Annotated in this window: 10 protein-coding genes; 4 read left to right on the top strand and 6 right to left on the bottom strand. The window is 68.1% G+C overall.

Going from position 1 to position 14,617, the window contains the following annotated elements:
- Nucleotides 1-25: 25 nt before the first annotated feature.
- A complete protein-coding gene (locus tag B5G20_RS10355; protein WP_158094408.1) occupies nucleotides 26-175 on the bottom strand; it encodes a hypothetical protein in 150 nt (49 codons plus the stop codon).
- Between the two features lie 144 nt (nucleotides 176-319).
- On the opposite strand from B5G20_RS10355, the gene B5G20_RS06040 reads away from it, so the two are divergent.
- Nucleotides 320-850: a nitroreductase family protein gene (locus tag B5G20_RS06040; RefSeq protein WP_087355899.1), complete on the top strand. Its 531-nt coding sequence runs from the start codon at nucleotides 320-322 to the stop codon at nucleotides 848-850.
- A gap of 162 nt (nucleotides 851-1,012) precedes the next feature.
- On the opposite strand, the gene B5G20_RS06035 is transcribed toward B5G20_RS06040, so the two are convergent.
- Complete coding sequence (locus B5G20_RS06035) at nucleotides 1,013-1,900, bottom strand: DegV family protein (RefSeq protein WP_087355898.1); 888 nt, start codon at nucleotides 1,898-1,900, stop codon at nucleotides 1,013-1,015.
- 208 nt (nucleotides 1,901-2,108) lie between these two features.
- Here B5G20_RS06035 and B5G20_RS06030 point away from each other — a divergent pair, with 208 nt between their 5' ends.
- Together B5G20_RS06030 and B5G20_RS06025 are read left to right on the top strand one after the other, a co-directional pair.
- Nucleotides 2,109-2,504, top strand: coding sequence for a GtrA family protein (locus tag B5G20_RS06030; protein WP_087355897.1), 396 nt, complete (start codon nucleotides 2,109-2,111; stop codon nucleotides 2,502-2,504).
- Between the two features lie 263 nt (nucleotides 2,505-2,767).
- Nucleotides 2,768-3,136 carry a GtrA family protein gene (locus tag B5G20_RS06025; protein WP_343283991.1) on the top strand — a complete coding sequence of 123 codons (369 nt, stop codon included), beginning with the start codon at nucleotides 2,768-2,770 and terminating at the stop codon, nucleotides 3,134-3,136.
- A gap of 553 nt (nucleotides 3,137-3,689) precedes the next feature.
- On the opposite strand, the gene B5G20_RS06020 is transcribed toward B5G20_RS06025, so the two are convergent.
- The 4 genes from B5G20_RS06020 to B5G20_RS06005 all read right to left on the bottom strand — a co-directional run bounded on the left by B5G20_RS06020 (nucleotide 3,690) and on the right by B5G20_RS06005 (nucleotide 12,900).
- Nucleotides 3,690-4,805: a DUF4430 domain-containing protein gene (locus tag B5G20_RS06020; RefSeq protein ID WP_087355895.1), complete on the bottom strand. Its 1,116-nt coding sequence runs from the start codon at nucleotides 4,803-4,805 to the stop codon at nucleotides 3,690-3,692.
- Nucleotide 4,806: 1 nt separating this feature from the next.
- Nucleotides 4,807-10,392, bottom strand: a complete 5,586-nt coding sequence (locus B5G20_RS06015; protein WP_143750234.1) for a DUF4430 domain-containing protein — start codon at nucleotides 10,390-10,392, stop codon at nucleotides 4,807-4,809.
- A 384-nt stretch (nucleotides 10,393-10,776) separates the two neighbouring features.
- Nucleotides 10,777-11,529 (bottom strand): aspartate/glutamate racemase family protein, encoded by a 753-nt coding sequence (locus tag B5G20_RS06010; protein ID WP_087355893.1) that lies wholly within the window; start codon nucleotides 11,527-11,529, stop codon nucleotides 10,777-10,779.
- A gap of 117 nt (nucleotides 11,530-11,646) precedes the next feature.
- Nucleotides 11,647-12,900 (bottom strand): ATP-grasp domain-containing protein, encoded by a 1,254-nt coding sequence (locus B5G20_RS06005; RefSeq protein ID WP_087355892.1) that lies wholly within the window; start codon nucleotides 12,898-12,900, stop codon nucleotides 11,647-11,649.
- Between the two features lie 492 nt (nucleotides 12,901-13,392).
- Between B5G20_RS06005 and B5G20_RS06000 the strand changes: the two genes are divergently transcribed.
- The gene (locus B5G20_RS06000) at nucleotides 13,393-14,526 is read left to right on the top strand and encodes a glucosaminidase domain-containing protein (RefSeq protein ID WP_204207688.1); all 1,134 of its coding nucleotides are present in this window, start codon (nucleotides 13,393-13,395) and stop codon (nucleotides 14,524-14,526) included.
- Nucleotides 14,527-14,617 lie beyond the last annotated feature (91 nt).

Genomic DNA, 14,617 nt, shown 5'->3' with positions numbered 1-14,617 from the left:
GCACAACGGGGCCCGGTCGGTTGCGCTAGCGTGCGTGCCCGCCCCGACCCGAAGCGTCGTCTCCGCCCGAGCGGCGGGACTTGATGGTCGTCACCACAAAATAGAGCAGCGCCGCCACCGCGATTGCACCAAGTACCAGCCCAAACGGGGCAAGCAGGTCGACAATATCCACCATATGCGTACCACCAGCTATCGATAACCCGCGCGCACGGGGCGCAACGGGGTACATTCATACGTGTTATGTCCGCAAGCTTACCAGAGCATGCGGCCTGCCCCGTGCGCGCATGCCCGAACAAGCTAAAAGAAACAGGAGCGACTCATGGCATTCATCGACTTGGCGCGCGAGCGCTATTCAGAGCGAAACTTCGCCCCCATCCCGCTCGAGCCCGAGAAGCTCCAGGCGATCCTGGAGGCCGGACGCATCGCACCCACCGCGCGAAACCTCCAGCCCCAACGCACGCTCGTGGTGCAGAGCGCCGAGGGACTGGCCAAGATCGACCGGTGCACCCGCTGCCGCTTTGGCGCGCCCGTGGTGCTCGTCCTCACCTACGACATGACCGTGGCTTCGCACAACCCGGACGTCGTCGATTTTGGCATCGTCGACACCTCGATCGCCGCGACCCACATGATGCTCCAGGCGGCCGAGCTCGGCGTCCACAGTTGTTGGGTGGGCCTCATCGACCCGTCTGAGCTGCGCCGCCAGTTTGACATCCCGCGCACGCACCGCATCATCTCAGTGATGCCGCTCGGGTACCCCTCCGAGGAGAGCCACCCCTCGCACATGCACGAGGAGTCCCAGCCCCTCGAGCGGCTCGTGCGCTACGAGACCTTTGCCGACCACTGCGCCTAGCCGCAGCACGCGCTGCCGGCACCCTGGCGATATCCGCGTCAACGCTCGCCCGGGCGCCCGAACCGGCGCCCCGCAGTCCCACAAACGCGCGCCCGCATCGACACACAGCCAGAAACACAAATCGCCCCGCCGCGCACACATGCGCGACGGGGCGATGAGCTGCTAGTCCACCCGGCGGTCGCCCATAAAGAAAAGCGCCACCGTACCGGGACCGGTGTGCGAACCGATCACCGTGCCGATGTTGTTGACCTCGATCTTACCCGCGAGCTGCGGGAACTTCTCCTCGATACCCGCCACCACGGCATCAGCGTCGGCGCGGCAGTTAGACTGCGAGAGCACGCACTTGCCGCTGTAGGCGAGCCCGTCCTCGGCGTGCGCCTCCATCATGCGCACGAGCTCGGCGATCGCCTTCTTGGTGGTACGGATCTTCTGCCGCGGAATGAGCTTGCCCTCGTAGTCCACGTTGAGCACGGGGCAGATCTTGAGCGCGTTGGCCAGAAGCGCGCTCGTGGCAGAGACGCGACCGCCGCGCTTGAGGCAGTCGAGATCGGAGACAAAGAACCAGTGGTTGACGTTGAGTTTGTGCTCCTCGGCCCAATCGCCGAGCTCGGTAAAGCCCATGCCGCCATCGCGCAGGTCGGCGAGGTACTCCATGAGCAGGCCGTAGCCTGCCGACGCCGCCAAGGAGTCGATCACGCGCACGGTCCGCTCGGGATAGGCCTGGCGCAGCTGCTCGGCCGCCACGCAGGCGGAGTTGTACGTGCCCGAGATGCCCGACGAGAGCGTGAGGTGCAGCACGTCCTTGCCCTCCTTGAGGAAGGGCTCCCACAGCTCCACGTAGTCGCCGACGCCCACCTGCGAGGTCGTGGGCTGTGCGCCCGCCTTGATCTTGTCAAAGAATGCCTCGGGCGAGATGGAGGCATAGAGATCGTCGGGATAGCTCACGCCGTCGAGGTTGTAGTGGAAGGGCACCCACGCGATCTGCCGCTCCTCAAAAAACGAGCGCGGATAGTCCGCCGTGGATTCGCAAGACAGTACGAAGTCGCTCATAGCCGCTCCTTTGCACCGGGTGCCGGCATATGCACGGTACCGGACCGTTACCTATCTACGCAATATTATTGCAGAGTCCGGGCCGCCATGAGCGCGATTTTGACGGAGTGTCAGCGGTGCCCACGCGCCCTGGCGCCGCCTCGGCGCTATACTGGGTGGTCGGCGCAGTCCGCGCCACCCTATCCGCCGGCACCCGGAAAGGACGACCGTGCAAAAGCTCCTGGCTCAGATCGTGAAGTTTGGCATCGTGGGCGTTATCGCCTTTGCCATCGACTTTGGCGTGCTCGTCTTTCTCACCGAGGTCTTTGGGCTCAACCCCGTAGTCTCGGCCACCATCTCGTTTATCGTTTCGGTGATCTTTAACTACCTCGCGAGCATGCGCTACGTCTTTAGCCATCGCGAGGGCATGAGCCGCCAACGCGAGTTTGTGATCTTTGTCGTGCTCTCGGCCGTGGGGCTCGGCATCAACGACGCGCTCATGTGGCTCGGCACCGAGGTGGTGACGCTCGATTACCGCCTCGTCAAGCTGGTGGCAACGGCCGTTGTGATGGTGTGGAACTTTGTGACCCGCAAGATCTTCCTCGAGGGCGACGAGAGCAAGTAGGCCCGGCGGGCCGGACCGGGTGCTCGGCGACGACGCGGCCGGTAGCCGCGCCCACCCAACTGTGCAGAATGCGCGGTTTTCTCGCCCGAGGCGGCGCGTCGCTTACACAATCCTGATGTTTACCGTATAGTTCCTGGTACTCGCGGCCGCCCGGACTCGGATTCTGCCGAGACGCGCCCGCGGTAACCGATGCGCCGGGGCACTCCGGCGCCGCCTGAGAGAAAAGGGGCATCGTGCGCGCTGCGCTCTCCAAACCGTCGACCATGCAGTTTATGAAGTTCGCCGTGGTGGGAATCATCTCCTTCGCGGTCGACTGGGCGCTGCTGGTCTTTTTGGTGGAGCTCTGCCACGCCGACTACCTGCTCTCCACCACGATCTCGTTTACCGCGTCGGTCATTCTCAACTACGCGCTGAGCATGCACTACGTCTTTGATCACCGCGACGACATGAGCCGCAAGCGCGAGTTCACCATCTTTGCGATTCTCTCGGCCGTGGGCCTGGGCCTCAACGACGTCTTTATGTTTGTGGGCGTAACCGTGCTCAACATCGCCTACCAGGCCATGAAGGTCATCGCCACCTTCTGCGTGACCTGGTACAACTTCTTCAGCCGCAAGAAGTTCCTCGCAGGGTAGCCCTCCGCCGCCGCCCGCCGCCCCGGCGCCCCGGCGTGGAACACGACGCATCTGTGGCGCCTCGCGCATTCCCCGCGATTGACACATAGCACCCCGCCCGCGGGAATCGCGAAATCGCGCGGCGCCCATCGATTGCGCGCCGCTCACGGGTGGCCAGGTCGCGCCCAACAGGGATATTAATAACCCCTCTGGCCAGAAAAGCGCTTCAAATAACGACAGGACACGGGAGCAGAGGCTTCCGGCGCGCGCAAGTTGCCCGCACTCACCTTGGCGACAGGACGTTTCCTGCGGAAACGCTGGTTGTAGCTGGCGCCATGTCCCGTCGCAGCACAGTGAAGGCCCCTGAGAACGAGGGTCAATCATTATTTCGATGCGCTTTTTGTCCATAGGGGGTTATTTATTTCGGTGAAACGGCGCCTCCGTGCGGGATGCGCGCGGCTCTCCTCCCGCGGGCGGCGCTCTCGAACTCTCCGGTGCGGCAAAACGGGGCGCGGGCGCACCCCTTGCGCCCGCGCCCCGCAAACCGACGCGTAACGGAAACCCTTCCCGTCGCTTACTCCTCCACGTTCACGTACGTCCACACGATGCTATCGCCCGCGCTGAGCGTATAGGCGGAGCACGCCACGCTGGGCTCGACGCCGTTGACGCTGAAGATCCACCCGCTCATGGGGCCGTGCTGGCGCTCCGCGAGGCCTCCGATCGCCGACACGTACATGCCGTAGGCAGACCCCGAGGCGGAGATGCTGATGCCCGTTTTGGCAAGCGCGTCGTAGACCGTTGAGCCCGCTGCGAGCGATACCGTGGCGGACGAGGCGCCCGCCCCGGCAGCCGAGCCGTCGACGGTGATGGACACCGTGATGAGGTCTGCCGTGGTGCCGGACGTGGTGCCGGACGTGGTGCCGGACGTGGTGCCGGACGCGGTGCCGGTCGGGCCGCCCTGCGCCGCGCCGGCAGCGCCGCCCCCCGTCGAGCCGGAGGCGCCGCCTTGCGCGGCATCGGCCCCATCGGTTGCGGTCTGCGCAAGCTCGATGGGCACCTCGCTGCCGTCGGGCAGCGAGGGCGCCGCACCCGCCTCCTGCTCGAAGGCCGGGTCGTCGAGAGAGGCGTACGCGTCGCCCGCGATGCGGTAGCCGGTGGCCGCAGCGAGGATATCCGCGGCAGAGGCGTCTGCCGCATCGGACACAACGGCGGCGGGATCGAGGGCCAGGGCAAAAAGCGCCGTCTGACCCGCATCCTCGGCGATCCAGGTCACCTGGCTGATAGCGGGGTCCGCCTGCGCGGCCCACTGCGCGAGGCCCGCCGCGCGCCGCGCGGCGAGGTCGATGACCGCGGAGGCATCGGTCGCCTCGGGGTACTCCACCCAGATGCCGTCACCGTCCACCACGCAGGTGATGCCGGTGGCGTCCGGGGAGATGGCCAGGTCACCGGGGAGCTCCGCGAGCGCCCCCTGCACGTCGTCGACGGTGACCGTCGCCGTGAGCGCGGCATCATCTTCCGCCGGCTCCTCGGCCACCGTCTGAAAGAGGTCGGAGCCGAGAAGCCCCGCGAGGCCGTCTCCGGCGCCGAGGGCAATCGCCCCGCCGACACCGACGACGATGAGCAGGACCGCGAGCGCGGCGAGCGCGGGACGGATCCAGTGGGGCGCGCGCCCCTGATCGGTGGCAGTCATGCTACTCCTCCCCCGCGCGGCGGCGCGTGACGACAAGACCGATGATGAGGATGACGCCCGCGGCGATGGCAAGGAGGAAGACGGCGACGAGCGGGGCGCGCGGGCCCTCGGTCGCGTCGGCGGCGGAAGCCGCCGCAACCGCACCGTCCTCCCCCGCGCGGGCGAAGGCTGAGAGCAAGCTCTGGGGCTCGGCGTCTGCGGTATCGCCGGCATCGCCATTCGATGCGGCGGCGTCGGCGGCCGCGGCCGTGCCCGTAAGCACGATCTGCGGCACGGTGCCGCCGGTTGCCCCGCCCGCGCCGGAGACCGTGCCGCTCTGCCCCGCGCCATCCGATGTCCCCGAGCCCTCGGGGTCTGCCGGCGCCTCCGGATCGGGCAGTGCCGCGCCCGCATCGATGCGGAAGAGATGGCCGGAGTCGTTGACGTAATAGAGCGCGCCCTCGGCATCGACGGCCACGCTCGCCATGCACCAGTCGGCATAGGCTCCCGTCGGCTCGTACACAAGCACCGCCGCATCGTCGCCCAGGCGGTAGCGGTACACCGCACCGGTCGCGGCGTTGCAGGTGAAGTAGACGTAGGTGGCGTCGCCCTGCACCGCGACCGTCGGCGCCGCCTTGACGTCGCCGGGAAGCGACGCCCCGCTCGCAAAGCCGGTGACCTCGTGCTCGACCGTCATGGTGGCCAGATCGATGACCGCGAGCACACCCGTGTAACTCTCCGTGGCGCCGCCGACATAGGCGCGCCCGTCGGCAATGGTGGGCGTGGAGGTCGAGCTCGCCGCAAAGCGGACGCTGCCCGTGAGCGCAAGCGATCCGTCCGCCGCAACCGTGATGCGGTGGAGGGTTCCGTCCTGCGTTACGGCGTAGAGCGTCGAGGCGTCCGACGGGTCTGCCACGAGCGCCGCGCGTGCGTCGGCGCCGAGCGCGAGCGTCTGCTCGTCGGCACCCGTCGCCGCGTCGAGCGAGCGCACTGTACCCGCGCCGTCGACGGCGACCACGCGATCGCCCGCGCGCACGGCGCCCGTCCAGTAGTAACCGGCGTCACCGGAGCCGGTCGTCGACCACGCGACGGCGCCCGTCCGCAGGTTGACGCAGAAGAGCGCGCCCGCGGCGCCGGCGCCGTCCGTCGTGCCGAAATACGCGTATCCGTCCCACACGGTCACCGAGGAGAGCGCCTGCGCGCCCACCGCGAGCTCCGAGGTGAGCGAGACCGTGGTGAGCGTATCGGCCCTGAGCACCTGCAGCCGGCCGCCGTGGAGCGGCACGACGATGAGACCGTCCGCAAAGACGAGCCGGCAGGCGGAATCGATGCTCGTGGCGAGGGTCGCGCGGGCGAGCTCCGTGCCCGTCGCGCTGTCATAGGCCCTGAGGGTGTCCCCCACCGCCAAAAAGACGCGGCCGCCCGCGATGGCGGGGTCGCTCTGATAGACGGCGGAGGCGCTGCCCGGCGTGGCCCCCGTGGCGACCGCCCAGGCGAGCTCGCCGCCCTCGGTGGGCGTGGCGATGCCCGCGAGGGCACCCGGGGCGAAGCCCTCCCACGCCGCCTCCCAGTCGGAGGGGCGCTCGTCCCAGGCGTCCGGATCGACCGTGACGTCGTTTGCGGGAAGCTCGGCGCCGTACGCGGAGTAATACCACACCACCTGGGTGCCCGGCTTGAGCTCCACGCTGCCCGCGCCGAGGTCGGACGCCGCGCCATCCACAAACAGCTGCCAGTACGACCACGTACCGGGCGAGGTCTCGACCGTGCCCAGTGACTCGCCGGTGAAAGGCGAGGTGATGCTGTTGAGGAACCAGCCGTACGAGCCGGTGCCCGTATCCGCCTCGAGGCCCGCGAGCGCGAGGGCGCGCTCGGTGAGGTCGGCCGCCGTGGAGCCCTGCGGGAGCGAGATCTCGGTGAGGCCCATCCACGACGCGTCCGCGCCCTCCGCATCGGGACCGATGATCTGCGCGGTCACCGTGATCTTGGCCTTGCCGATATCCTCCGGCGACGCGCCGTAGGGCGCGTAGTACAGCACGACGTCGGTACCCGGCTCGAGCGCCACCTGGCCCGCGCCCGTATCGGAGGCGGCGCCGTCCACAAAGAGCTGCCAGTATTTGCCCGTCTCCTCGTCCCAGCCCAGCACGCGGCCGTCCGGAGCGGTGATCGTGCTGAGGTAGTACCCCTCGGTGCCCACGCCCGACGCCTCGTGCGCGAGCCCGGCGTCGGCGAGCGCCGCCTCGATAAGGTCGGCCGCCGTCGACCCCTTCGCGAGGTCGTAGGACGTGCGCGCCACCCAGACCTGGTCCTCGCCAAAGGCGTCTGCACCGATGATGGCGACTGTGGCCTCCACATCCGGGTCCTCAGGCCCCCTCGTGCCCGCGACCGTGAAGGTGGCGCGCACCTCTTGGCCGGCGAGCCGGGTAAACGCGGGACCCCACGTGGCATCGTCCGCATAGAGCTCGGCGTAGCGCGCGAACCTCTCGCTCGCGAGCATGCTCGTGACGGTGACCTGCGTGTCGTATTCCGGCTGGGTCACCCGCAGCGTGTCGTGCGCCACCACGCCGGCGTCGCTTGACTTGAACCAATGGCCGGGCACGACGCCCATCTCGTCATCCGCCTCGAGGTCGACGGTCTCGATACCGTCGCCCGCGGCGGAGGCCTCCGCGTAATCGCGCGCCCACGCGAGCGAGCCGTCCTCGGCGCGGTACGCCTTCTGGAAGATGGCGAGGTCGCCCGTCACGGCATCGGCGCCCTGCCCGTCGAGCAGGGCGGCGGCATAGCCCGCCGTGGCCTCCTCCATAAGGGCGAGCTCGGCATCGATCGCCTCCGCCGCGAGCGGCGAGACGGTGAGCGCGATGGTCTTGGTCGCCGTGATTGCGGGGTTATCCTTGCTCGTCACCGTGAGCGCGAGCTCGACCTCGCGCGGCGCGCCGCCCGGCAGCGGCTGGTACACGTTGGCGCGGTACCCGTTGATGACGAGGGCGTCCGTCGAGGCCGCGTACGCGACCGTGTAATACTTGCCGTCGATACCGAGGGCGCGCGTCGTGGGCAGCTGCAGGTCGCCCGCCACCGCCGCCGCGTCGACCGCGGCGCCGTCAGCGCTGTAGGTGAGGGCGTCGGGCGTGAAGGCGGCGTCGACCTTCGCCGCGAGCGCGGCCGTCTCCTCCTCGATGGCGGCGGGATCGGCCTTGACCGTCAGCGTGAACGGCACCTCGACCGTAACCTCGGGGCCGCCCGAGGTCACTACGCCTACCGTAGCCGTGAGCGTGACCTCGGTATCCTCCGCCGGCCGCGTGACCGCGCCGGTCATGGTCTTGTCCCAGCTGTTGCCGGTAACCTTGACGACGTCCTCGTCGGAGCTCGTCCAGCTGACAGTCGACCAGCTCTTGTCGGCCAGCTTGAGCGGCAGCGTCACGTCCTGGGTGACGGATTCCGCCGCGTCGCCTGCGGTGTACCCGATGGCAAGGGCGGCCGCCGCATCGGATGCGAGCATCTCATCGAAGCGCGCCTCGTCCCACGGCATGGTCGCCGTGCGCTCGGGGGTGAACAGAACGGTCTCGCCGTCGCGCGCAAGCTCGAACGTAGGTGTGAACGTGCGGTAGCCGGTGAACCCGCCCCAACCCGTGAGGTCGTCGGGGTCCATGAAAAAGTAGGTGATGGCGCCGTTTGAGGCATCATCGGTCGAGATGCCGAGCACCGCGCCCTCGGCAGGCCGCGAGACCTCGACGGCGACCGTGCGCACGGCGACGTCGTCCGCGCCCATGCGCGCGAGCTTCGCCCGGAGCACGTCGTTCAGGTTGGTGTCCACGCCGTAGGTGAGCTCGGGGCGCCAGCTCTCGTCTGCGAGCTTGGCCGCGATGCCCGCAAGCGACGTCGCATCGATGACGGGGTTCGCCGCGGCGATCTCCACCGTGGAGGAACCGCTGGTCGCCACCGCCTTGAGGTAGAAGCCGGCGAGGTCAGCGCCGATGGTGAGCGAGGCCCCGTCCGCCCCGTCGATCGCCGCAAAGGGGCCCTCGGCGGTGTCTGCCGCATACCACTGGACCGCAACGCTGTCGGTCACGTTGTCGCCGTAGGTCGCGGACCCGCCGAGCCGGCGCGCCTGGACCGTCGCCGTCACGGTATCGCCCGTAAAGAGCTGCGTGGTCGAGCTGGAGACAAGGGGCGAGGTGGTCACGCGGAGCAGGTCGTACGTACCCGCCGCGAGCACGGTGAAGCTCTCGGAGACGACCTCGTTGTCGAGCGCCGAGGCGCGCACGCGAAGCGTCTTGCCCACGTAGCCGTCGAGCAAAAGGAGGTCACCCTTGCCGCTCGCGGCAAGGCGTTCGTCGAGCGGTTGCCACGACCCCGCCTCGTCCTGCACCTCCCATATGAAGCCGAGGGCGGCGTCCGCGGGAGCCGCCACATCGTAGTAGCCCTGGCGCACCTGCGCCGTGGCGGTGATGACGTTGCCCGCCTGCGCCGCCTGACCGCTCGAGGACAGTTTGATGCCCGAGAGCGTGTAGCGCCCCGCGTCCCTAGCAGGGGCGGCGCCCACGGCGGCGTCCGCGATCGCAGCGTCGCCTGCCGCCGCCGTCACGGCGAGGGACGCGACGCCCTCGTCGGTCGCAGGCGATTCGTCCGCTCCTGCGGTAGCGGCATGGGAGGCGCCCGCCGTCTCGGGCGCCGTGGACGCAGCCCCCGTAGACGCGCTCGCAGGGGGCGCCGCAACGGGGCCGACCGGCGCGACGGTATCGAGGGAGCCCTGCGCGGTGCCAAAGCGCTCCGCAGGACCCACGTGGCGCTCACTGTCGACCGTCACCGCGACGGCGAGATAGCTGCCCGCAAGCTGCTCTGCCAGGTCTTCGGTGAGAACGAGGCTCTGCGCGGTTTGGCCCGCGATGGGCTCGTAGTCGTCTATGCGCGCGGAGGCGGTGCCGCAGGCGTACCACTGGTAGGTCCAGCCGTCCTGCGCGGCCACGGCCGCGTCGGCATCGGCCCCATCGGCATCCTCCCCACCGATGAACAGGTTGGCCCAGAGCGTCGCGCCCGCGCTCACGGCGCCCTCGACGCGGCCCTCCGACGACGCTGCGTCCTTTGCGTCCTGAATCAGCAGGTACGCGGCCCCCGCATGCGCCTGCGAAGCGGCGTCGGGCGCCGTCGTCCCATCGGCGGCAGACGGCGCCGCCGCATCGGTCGAGGGCGCATCCGGTGCCGGCGCCGCGTCCGCAGCCGTCTCCGGGGACGCATCGTCTGTTGCCGCGGATGTCGCGCCATCCCCCGCGTCTGTGGCAATCGTGCCCTCGGCAGAATCTGCGCCCGCCGCCGTGTCACCGGCGCCGGCAGCCCCATCCGCCGCCGTGCCCTCGGCACCGACCGCGTCCGTCGCAGCGATACCCTCGCCTGCGTTCTGCGCAAGCGCAACCACGTTTTGGGCCACGTGCCCGAGGGCCTCTGCCTCCGCCGCCCACGCTGCCGCGGGAACCTGGCCAAACAGCAGCAATCCCGTAAGTCCGACGGCGACTGCACGCCGCGCGGTCGCACGGCGCCAGGGCGCGCCCGCGCGCCACCAACGTCCGCCGCGGCCGAGCGCCTCCCGCGCCCGTGCAGCGTCCCGATTCACCTTCATAGGTGCACCTCTCTCCCAGGGCCCGACGCGCATGCACCCAAGCGTTGCCTGCGCGCCTATCGAGAGGAGGCGATCCGGCTCACCGCCCTTCCCGCCGCGCGCCGTCCGATCTGCGGCGCGAGTACCCGGCGGGCATCGCGATTCACGGTTACTGGTATAGCGGGGGTCTCGCACCCCTCTTCCCCTAGGCGCCTGGCGCCCGTACGTCTCCGCACCACTCTCGAGGCCAACGTATATGTGCCCCGTATGCTAGCACATCGGGATGAGAGGTTGGCCCGCGGCGGAACGCGGCAGGGAGCCGGTGACACACCGGGGGCCCACAGGGGAACGCTCCCCGTCGCACACGCCGAGTCGAGCGCGGGAAGTACGCCTGGCCCGAGGCGCTTACGCCCGGTAGGGGGCCCCGCAGCGCACGATGCTCTCGCGCACGAGCACATCCATCGCGTCGAGCACACGCGGCGGCATCGCGCGGTAGCGCCCGAGGACCGAGAGCTCCGTGCAGGCCAGGATCACGCGGTCGCAACCGCCCTCGTCAAACTCAGCAAGCACCCGGTCAAACTTGTCGAGGTCCGGCTCGCGCCCCGCCTTGACGTCGTCATAGATGAGCGACATCACGTCGCGCTGCCGTGGCGCGCTCGGCACCACCGCCTCGGCGCCCACGAGCGCGCAAGCGTCTGCATACACGCCGGAATCCACCGTACCGTCCGTCCCCATAATGCCGATGCGCCGGATGGGACGCTCAAAGAGCCCGCCGCTGCGCTCGGGGTCAAAGTCGCACTCCCCCGCCACGGCACCGGCCACCGCGTAGCGCGCCGCCTCGCGCGGCATGTGGATGACAGGAACGCTCGTCATGGCCTGGATGGCGTCGTAGAAGTAGTGCGAGGTGTTGCACGGAATGGCGATGTGCCCGCAGCCAAGGTCCTCGAGAGCCGCCGTGGCCGCGCGCATCTCGGCGAGCAGGCCCGCGTGGTCGCCCGTCTCGATCGCGCGGGTGCGGTCGGGCATGGAGGCGCACGAGAGGATCACCATGTTGAGGTGTTCCTGATCGCAGGTAGCCGCCGTGTGGCGCACCACCTGGTCGTAGAAGTACGAGGTAGCCTCGGGGCCCATGCCGCCGATCACACCGAGTTTCTCCATGTCGCTCACCTCCTGCGGGCCTTTGCCCTGTTGCCGGCGGGCATGCACTGCGTGCAGGCCACCCGCGCATCCGCTTCTGGGCCGCACCCCGCCGCGCACCACCCGCCAGCCGCGCCGCTACCGGTAGTACTGCTTAAAGATCTTATAGTGCCTGAGCGTGGTGTGCACCATGCGCAGCCACCGGTTGAAGGTAAAGTCGCCCTTCATAAAGACCGGGTTTACCGAGCGCCCCTCGCGCATGAGTCTGAGCGCCCGCGCGCGCAGCTCCGGATCCTTTACGTAGCGGCGGATCACGCCGCGCGGCACCACAGTCCAGAGGTGCTCCTCGCGGGCCGTCTCAAACGCCGGGTCGAAGGGGCGTCCGTAAACGTACTCCTCAACCACGTAGCGCGCCACGTTAAAGCCCGAACCCGTGACGTAGTAGTTGCTGCGCCCCTGGCGGGTGTTGAAGTCAAAGAACTTAAAGGAGCCGTCGCGCTCGTCGTACTTGACGTCGAAGTTGGAGAAGCCCACAAAGTGCAGGTCCTCCAGCAGCTCGCGCACGCCGCCCATGAGCTCGTCGTTGGGCTCGGTGATGATGCAGGCGTGGTTGCCCTGCGCATGCGGGCCGTGCTCCTCGAGGAGCACGTGGCCGAGGCACATCATGCGGACCTTGCCCGTGCGGTCGGAGTAGCTCGTGAGCACGCGCATGTACTCGTCGTTGCCCGGCACGCGATCCTGGATGATGAGGTCGTCGGTGTAGCCCGAGGCGTAGACGTCGCGGATGACGCTCTCCAGCTCCTCGCGCGAGCCGATCGTGTAGGCCTTCTGCTGCGTGGCAAAGGGGTGCTCCCAATAGGCGATGCCGTCGGAGGGCTTGAGAATCATCGGGTAGGGAAAGTCGAGCCCGTCGAGCGCCTCGGCCATAGTGCCCGGGTCGGCAGCCATGGCCGCGGTAAAGGTGAAGGTGTGCGGATAGGGCACACCGTGCTTCTCGCAGAGCTGGTAGAAGACCTCTTTCTTCTGGCAGCTGTCCATGAGCTCAAAGGGGCCGTAGGGCGCGATGATGTTGGGCTCGAGGGCGCCGGCGTCCTGCGCGCGGGCGATGAGCGCCACGTAGGCGTCGCCGCAACCCATGAGGACGATCTTCTTATCGGCGTGCTCGCGCGCAAACGCGTTGACGGTGGGCAGAAAGACCTCGTCGGTATCGATGCGCTCGTTGGGCCGATAGTCGATCATGAGGCTCCGGAACGCCGGGCCGGTGTGGTACTTGCCAAAGGCGACGCTTTTGACCTGATACTCCTCGTAAAAGGCGCGGGCCACGGAGTAGACGTTGATGTCGCCGCCCAGAAGGACGGGGATAAACTCGCGCTCGGTAAAGGTAAGGGCCATGTGCTCCCTCTCTCGCCGGATGTGCCCGGGCGCGCCGCTCAAGGGGGCGCTCGGCGCGCCGTGCTGTCTGCCCCGGAGGTTTGGGGCGGCCGTACGGTGCAAACGCTCTTTAGTGTAGCGTGAGCGCGCTCGGAGTCGGCGGAGGCGAGGCAGCTTCTACGCGTTCCCCATCTTGCGGGGCGCTCAGAGGCATCTCCCCCGTCTTGCGGACCCCTCTGCCCACCCGCGCACTCGTTTTCCCTGCTTTAGGCCGCAAACGTCTCCTCAGACGCACCGCTTGCCGCAGGCTTTTCGCCCTGTTCATCCTTAACCTTAAACGTGAGCTTGAAACTCCACAGTTTCTTAACGTGGCATTAAACCCGCAGGTCGGACGCAATCTTAAACCTTCAACTTGAGCCTTAAGGATTGTATAGGGGGTTATTTAATAAAAACCCCGGGGTATACTGCTCGACGTAGATTCGGTACGACGTATCTCGAGGACGAGGACTTCTAATGCGAGATTCCAACCGTTCGATCATCAGCATCATCGCCCGGCGTCCGGCCCGCGCGCTCACCTGCGCCGCCCTCGCCGTGGCCTTTACCGCGACGCCCGTGCTCTCCCCCGTTGCGGCCTATGCCGTCTCGGCCGAGACGCAGGCTGAGCTCGATGCCGCCGAGAGCCAGGTCGACCAGTACGCCGCCGCCTACGACGAGGCCGTGGCCAAGCTGAACGAGCTCCAGGCTAAGATCGACGAGAACACCGCCAACATCGCCCAGATCGAGGAGGAGCTTCCCGAGCTCCAGGCCGAGGCGAGCCGTGCGATGCGCGACGCCTACAAGTACCAGAGCAACTCTAACCCCCTCGTGAGCTTTGTGCTCAAGTCTGAGTCCCTCGACGACCTCATCACCAACGTCGTTTACATGGACCAGATCCAGGCCTCCAACAACGCCGCCATCGAGGAGCTCAACGCCAAGGAGCAGGAGCTCGAGCAGCAGAAGACCGAGCTCGACCAGGCCAAGGCCCAGCTCGAGGAGGAGCGCCGCACTGCCGAGAACGCACTCGCCGAGGCGCAGGCCGCCCGCTCCGCCGCCCAGAAGAAGGCGGAGGAGGAGGACGCCGCCGAGCTTGCGCGCCTGGCTGAGCTTGCCGCGCAGCAGAGCGTCGAGGCGACCGCCCCGGCCACGGGTGAGGGCGCCGATTCGGGCAACAGCTCCAACACCGCCACCACCCCGGGCCAGTCCGTTGACACCTCGGTGAGCTCCGGCGGGGTTAACTGGAACCTCAGCAAGGAGGACTTCGTTAACCAGTGGGCCTCGCGCATCGACGCCTATCTGGCCGGCTCGCCTCTCGCGGGCTACGGGCGTCTCTTTGCGGAGTCGGCGTGGAACTCCGGCGTGGACCCGCGCTGGTCGCCCGCTATCAGCTGCATCGAGAGCACCAAGGGTGCGCATTGCTTCCGCCCCTACAACGCCTGGGGCTGGATGGGCCAGAGCTTCAGCAGTTGGGAGCAGTCCATCCCCGCGCATGTGGCCTACCTCAAGCGCGTCTACGGCCCGACTCTCACCGTCGCCGCAGCCAAGAAGTACTGCCCTCCCACCTGGCAGGACTGGTACAACAAGGTCGCCGCACAGATGAACAGAATTTAAGAAAAGGCCCCGTTTGGGGCCTTTTTTCATACGCGCGCAAAATGGGTCAAACGGAACACGTCCCCAAATGACCCATCTGCCACGGAGCCGG

The sequence above is a fragment of the Collinsella sp. An7 genome (genome assembly GCF_002159335.1).
Lineage (GTDB): Bacteria > Actinomycetota > Coriobacteriia > Coriobacteriales > Coriobacteriaceae > Coprousia.
Note: the sequence above shows the minus strand (reverse complement) of the source record. Positions and strands in the feature narration are given on the sequence as shown.

Coding starts and splice junctions, on each gene's coding strand:
- B5G20_RS10355 (WP_158094408.1), bottom strand. CDS start 175: ATGGTGGATATTGTCGACCTGCTTGCCCCGTTTGGGCTGGTACTTGGT.
- B5G20_RS06025 (WP_343283991.1), top strand. CDS start 2,768: ATGCAGTTTATGAAGTTCGCCGTGGTGGGAATCATCTCCTTCGCGGTC.
- B5G20_RS06000 (WP_204207688.1), top strand. CDS start 13,393: ATGCGAGATTCCAACCGTTCGATCATCAGCATCATCGCCCGGCGTCCG.
- B5G20_RS06035 (WP_087355898.1), bottom strand. CDS start 1,900: ATGAGCGACTTCGTACTGTCTTGCGAATCCACGGCGGACTATCCGCGC.
- B5G20_RS06040 (WP_087355899.1), top strand. CDS start 320: ATGGCATTCATCGACTTGGCGCGCGAGCGCTATTCAGAGCGAAACTTC.
- B5G20_RS06005 (WP_087355892.1), bottom strand. CDS start 12,900: ATGGCCCTTACCTTTACCGAGCGCGAGTTTATCCCCGTCCTTCTGGGC.
- B5G20_RS06020 (WP_087355895.1), bottom strand. CDS start 4,805: ATGACTGCCACCGATCAGGGGCGCGCGCCCCACTGGATCCGTCCCGCG.
- B5G20_RS06010 (WP_087355893.1), bottom strand. CDS start 11,529: ATGGAGAAACTCGGTGTGATCGGCGGCATGGGCCCCGAGGCTACCTCG.
- B5G20_RS06015 (WP_143750234.1), bottom strand. CDS start 10,392: ATGAAGGTGAATCGGGACGCTGCACGGGCGCGGGAGGCGCTCGGCCGC.